This window comes from Mesorhizobium sp. M2A.F.Ca.ET.037.01.1.1 (genome assembly GCF_003998075.1).
Taxonomy (GTDB): Bacteria; Pseudomonadota; Alphaproteobacteria; order Rhizobiales; family Rhizobiaceae; genus Mesorhizobium.
The window spans coordinates 1-5,119 of the sequence record NZ_RZSA01000445.1; the positions used below are offsets into that span (position 1 = coordinate 1).

At 58.3% G+C, this 5,119-nt stretch carries 4 protein-coding genes and 1 pseudogene; 1 reads left to right on the top strand and 4 read right to left on the bottom strand.

The features are described 5' to 3' along the window. Positions 1–236 (top strand): integrase core domain-containing protein (locus EOA27_RS20990; protein ID WP_145970448.1); only part of this gene is annotated, 236 nt, incomplete at its 5' end. Between the two features lie 71 nt (positions 237–307). Here the strand turns inward: EOA27_RS20990 and EOA27_RS20995 are convergent. The 4 genes and pseudogenes from EOA27_RS20995 to EOA27_RS21015 all read right to left on the bottom strand — a co-directional run. Beyond that, positions 308–724, bottom strand: a pseudogene (locus tag EOA27_RS20995) (transposase); the annotation flags it as partial. Positions 725–1,308: 584 nt separating this feature from the next. After that, a complete protein-coding gene (locus tag EOA27_RS21005; RefSeq protein ID WP_127257056.1) occupies positions 1,309–2,475 on the bottom strand; it encodes an IS110 family transposase in 1,167 nt (388 codons plus the stop codon). Positions 2,476–3,116: 641 nt separating this feature from the next. Beyond that, positions 3,117–3,731, bottom strand: coding sequence for a hypothetical protein (locus EOA27_RS40810; RefSeq protein WP_245491128.1), 615 nt, complete (start codon positions 3,729–3,731; stop codon positions 3,117–3,119). A 175-nt stretch (positions 3,732–3,906) separates the two neighbouring features. Next, a complete protein-coding gene (locus EOA27_RS21015; protein WP_245491129.1) occupies positions 3,907–5,073 on the bottom strand; it encodes a Xaa-Pro peptidase family protein in 1,167 nt (388 codons plus the stop codon). Positions 5,074–5,119: the final 46 nt, after the last annotated feature.

Below are 5,119 nucleotides of genomic sequence, written 5' to 3' on the forward strand. Positions count from 1 at the left end.
AGACCAATGGCATCGTGGAACGCTTCCACAAGACGGTGCTGGACGAGTTCTACCGGGTCGCCTTCAGGAAGAAGATCTACGGCTCGATCGAGGAGCTGCAGGCCGATTTGGATGAATGGGTCAGAAGTTACAATGAGCAGCGCCCACATCAGGGCCGCTGGTGCTTCGGCAAGACGCCGATGCAGACCTTCCTTGACACGGCCCCGCTGGCGAAGGAGAAAATGATCGCTGCCTGATCCTATCGGACAGGCAAAACCGACCATTCTCAGACGCCAACTGTCCGATCAAGTGCAAACTTCTACACCTTCACCTTGCCGTCGATCTCCTCGCATAGCCGACTGACCTGGCTTTTGGAGACGCCGCTCATCCCCATGGCCTTGACCAGGTCGTCGACCGAACGGGTCGAGATGCCTTGGATATAGGCCTCCTGAATGACGGCTGTCAGCGCCTTCTCGGCCATGCGGCGCGGCTCCAGGAAGCTCGGGAAGTAAGAGCCCTTCCTGAGCTTGGGGATGCGCAGCTCGACCGTGCCGGCCCGCGTCTCCCAATCGCGGTCGCGGTAGCCGTTGCGCTGAGCCGTGCGCAGCGGGTTCTTCTCGCCATGGGCCGCGCCGGTGGCCGCGCCCACCTCCAGCTCCATCAGCCGCTCAGCGGCAAAGCCGATCATCTCGCGCAAGATATCGGCGTCAGGGGTCTTCTCTACGAGCGTGCGCGGGTTCATCATGCCGTTCGGTCATCGGTGCTTCCTTCGAATCAGGTTGTGTCAGCAACCCAACCCTACCGAAGAACATCGATGACCGCCGCTAAGCCGCTCGCTCGCTTGTATGGGCTAATCTTTGTCAAGGTGATCTTTCAGTCGTTCCGTCTCCTTAGTTCAGCTGTGGCGCCCCATTTGTTCCTGTTTTGGCTCCGGGGTTCATTGGTGGCGCCGCGCGCAGTGACGGTCAAGGGTGGCCGTTGGCCATCGCGAAGCGACTTGCCCTTGATGGTCACGAGCACGGCGGCAGCGTTACATTGAGCCGGCAGGTGGCCTGTTCGTAGAGGTCTATAACTTGCAAACCGAGGGGAGCTCGCCATCCGGCGCCGTAAACGCGCCGCAAGCTTGTATGCGGTTGATCGTCGCGGATCAAAAACCATGATGCAGCCATACGCATCGGCGGCGAAGCTCCGGGCGGTGGGCCCATTCTACAGCGCGGCGTCGTAAGCCATGTGAGCGACCGGGATCACCACCACCTCGGATCGTTATCGGCAGACGCTATTGCAGCTGCCAAACTTCAATGCTCGTCCTGTCGAACGCTCCTCCATGCTTTATACCGGACGCAGGGCTACTCCCGTCGGGATCTCGCCGGTCGTGACAAGTCGCCAGAAGGCAATCAGTAGCTTGCGCGCCAAAGCCACGATCATTGTCTTGCGCGTACCGCCACGGCCATCGGCCGTTCTCGCGCAAAACCAGTGCGCCAGCGCGCTGTCCTTTTGGAATTGGAGGAACCGCCAAGCCAGTAGGATCATGCCGTAGCGGACGCGAGCGTTGCCGGCCCGCGCAAGACCTTTCTCGCGCCTGCGTTGGCCGCTCTCATCCGGCGCCCCGGTAAGTCCGGCATAGCGGGCGACGGCTCTCCGATCACGCAGGCCGCGTGAGAGAATCTCATTCACCAGCATGTCCGCAGTCTCGATACCGACACCGATGATCCGCGCAAGAAGGCGAACCATCGCGAGCGGACCCTTCTCCGTGTCCGGAACCACCGAGAGCTGCCGCAACCGCTCCTGTTCGATCTCGTGGATTTGTTCACGCAACAGGTGAAGCCGTCCGAGATTACGGCGCAACTCGGCTCGGCTTCGTTCCGGTAGGGGCATACCTTCCGCCGTATGCAGAGCCTCCAGTTTCTCGGCAGCTTTGCGCAGATTGGGTTTGAAGGCGCGAATGCCGAAGCGAGCGAGGATTGCCTTGATGCGGTTGACGATCCGTGTACGTTCGCGGACGAGATTGTCTCGTTCACGGTTCGGACGGCGGGCCTCCTCCTCATTGATGGTTGGGATGGCTGCCATGCTGCAGTGGCGCTTCTCGCCCCGCAGCCAGCCAAGAAAGGCGCGCATCAGCAGTTCGGTATCGAGGCGATCGGTCTTGGCACGCCGATGTTCACGGGAAACCGCGACGCTCGATGGATGTATGACATAAGCTTCGACAGCGCGCGCCTGGAGCCAGCGCGCCAACCAAAAGCCGTCGCGTCCAGCCTCATAGGCGACAACGATGCGCCGGACTTCACGCCCGGCTTGGATGGCTTCGCTGCGCCAGCGGCGCAACAGCCTGAACACCGAATCCGGGTCGGCATCGAGCTTCTTGAGAGGGTTACGTTCAAAGCCAGGGACCGTCGCAGCAATGAGCCACTTTGTCTGGCTCATCTCAATCACTGCGACCAACGTGCTGTCCTGATCAAGGGCGGTAAGGGATTTGCTTGCATCAAAGGATGGTGACATGGGGCGCTCCTTAGGTAGCTGCTCAACAGCGTCGAGGGTGCCACACGCTCGCCGCCGCCCATAGCATCTACAGCACTATCAACGGCGCGCTCGCGAGCGGCTCAAAACCGTCAGCTACACCACCTCATGGGACACGACCGGTTACGCTGTTACGCTGTGCCAGTCAGACGGAAAGAGTGCGGAGGCCAAGGCAGCCGAGCGCCAATCAAGCATTCCCGCCCGCCGCTTAGGCGGGGCCGAAGAGCTTGGTGCACTCTGCGCCTTCCTGTGTAGTGCCAAAGCCGGCTACAGCACCGTAACCATCCGGTCTCGACCGCGGCAGAGTCCGTGCTAGACTGGGCGGATGGACCGACACGGATAAGGTCGATGATGCGGTCTTGGCGCTGCTTTGCTGCTTTGGCTGACGCTGCACAATGAACGCACCACCGTACGCACGGCAGAATCATAGACTGGTCGAAATGACGGCCCTTGACATCACGTACTCCGCCAACGCTGAGAGGCGCTTCCCATGCCACAGTCCGCTTACCGAAAGGTTTGCGACAGAACCTACGGGCGACCATCGCGGCGCGCTTGTCGATAACGTCACCAACCGTACCGCGAACGTTCCGTGGTCTGCACGGACGCAACGGTAGTAATCGCCGTCAGGCGATCGACCCCATCATCATTTTGCAGACATCAACTATGTCGTATATCGGCAGCTTTGTTGAACGCCGCATCGTGTGAGATACCGTCGGGAAGCCGGTGCACTCAAACAGAATGGCTGCAATTTCGGGGTGCTCGGACCGGATGCGTGTGATGCATCCAGCGACATCAGCCTCAATATCGGCAACCTCAGTTGGTATGGGAGGACGCTTCATCTCGTTCTGCAACAACTTGCCGCCCTCGACACCGCCGATGACCAGCCTTGCGCGTTCCGCTGGATCCTCCACTCCGAGTAACTCAAATCCGCAGGACTTTGAATCGGCGGTCAGGATGGCCAGCTTGGATGACGAAGGCAATTGACGGAGCAAGGCCGGCACTAGAAGCAAACTTGACGTCGCGACAGGAACGTTCACTGAGTTGGCCACAGCAGCCTGATGACGGATTGAAAAACCGCAGTCCGAGGTGATTGCAACTGCGCCTCGTTCAACAAGTCTCTGCGCAGCAGCAATATATGACGGTTCGAGCGCCGGATTGCCACGGATGACATCGGCCGCCCAAGCGCCCCGGATTGTTTCCTTTATGATCGGGAAGTCAAAAGTAGCGGGGTTCAGCATGGAGCCAGGTAAAATCGGCGGCGAGCCACCATCTGCTCATACCCACTCGATGCACATCATTCCAAGAGAACGGGGATACGCTGTCATAAAACAACACTGCTTTCTATCACGAGTGAACCGCCCTTTTCACACAACTTCGCACAAGGCGGCGAGATTGACGCAGGCTGCCGACATATTATGCATGAAAAAGAGTATGCGGTGTGCCGCTCATGATGTCGGCGCCAAGATCCGTAACGAGAACTTGCTCGCTGGTGCCGACCATGTACCCGCTTTCGCTGTAAAGAATCACTAGAGCGTGCAGGGTCATACCGGGCTTAAGAACATCCGAAGAATCGGGTTCGAGACTTAATGCACCCCGGTCGGACCAGTTGATCCCGGTTTGATAACCAATGCGGCTACGAAGTACCCGGTGGCGCCCATCGCGGTCGATCAACTTTCGCGCCGCCGCGTTCACCTCTCCCGCTGTTGCACCGGGCTTGATGGCGGCAATTGCTGTTTCAAGCACCTCTTCCGCCAAACTATGAAGCGATTCGGTCCCAGCATTGCGGCCAAGTACGGCACTACGAAACACCCCAGCTATATATCCTTTTCTAATTCCGCCAACTTCAACCGTCGCAGGCTCATCCTTTCGGATCGCATGACGTCGCGGTTCTCCGTGCGGCAATTTCGTCCGCTCTCCAAAGTTCAACGAGTTGAGCAAAACTCCCTCTCCGCCGCATCTTTCCACCTCATCACGGATGGCCGCAGCGACTTCGATTTCGGTTATGCCCGCCTTCAATGAATTCTGAAACGTAACTATTGCACGATCCGTCATGGTCATAGAATCGCGCATCGCCTCAAGCTCCAGCTCGCCTTTCACGGCCGAAATCGACGGGACAATTCGAGTCGCGTCGGCAATCCTGATACCTGGAAGCTGCGTTTCAATGGCGCTCAAATCGGCTGGCGCGAGACCCCAGCAGCCAAGCTCAAATCCGATTGCTTTATTTTGCAATCCATACCGGCTTAACACCTCCCCACATACCTTGGCGAAGTCTGCCTGATGGGTATACGGGACAATTTCCTCGATGCAGCTGTACGCATGGACTGACTGCTCATCGAACTCGCGAACCACAAATGTCGGTGTCCGTCCCGGCACAAGTATGAGAGGAAACGGTCTGAAATACCCACCCTTCCCGTCATATCCGGTAAGATATTGGAGATGAGTGTGGGTGGTCACCAACAGCGCGTCGAGTTCGGCTCTCTCAACCGCCTCAAGCACTTCTGTTTGCCGCCGATCATATTCCGATTTGGGAAATGGAATACCAGAATCCAGGACTGCCTGCTCTCGATCCATAATGCTCATCTCGCTATCACCTTATAAAGCCAAGCTATTTTGACGTGTATCCTAG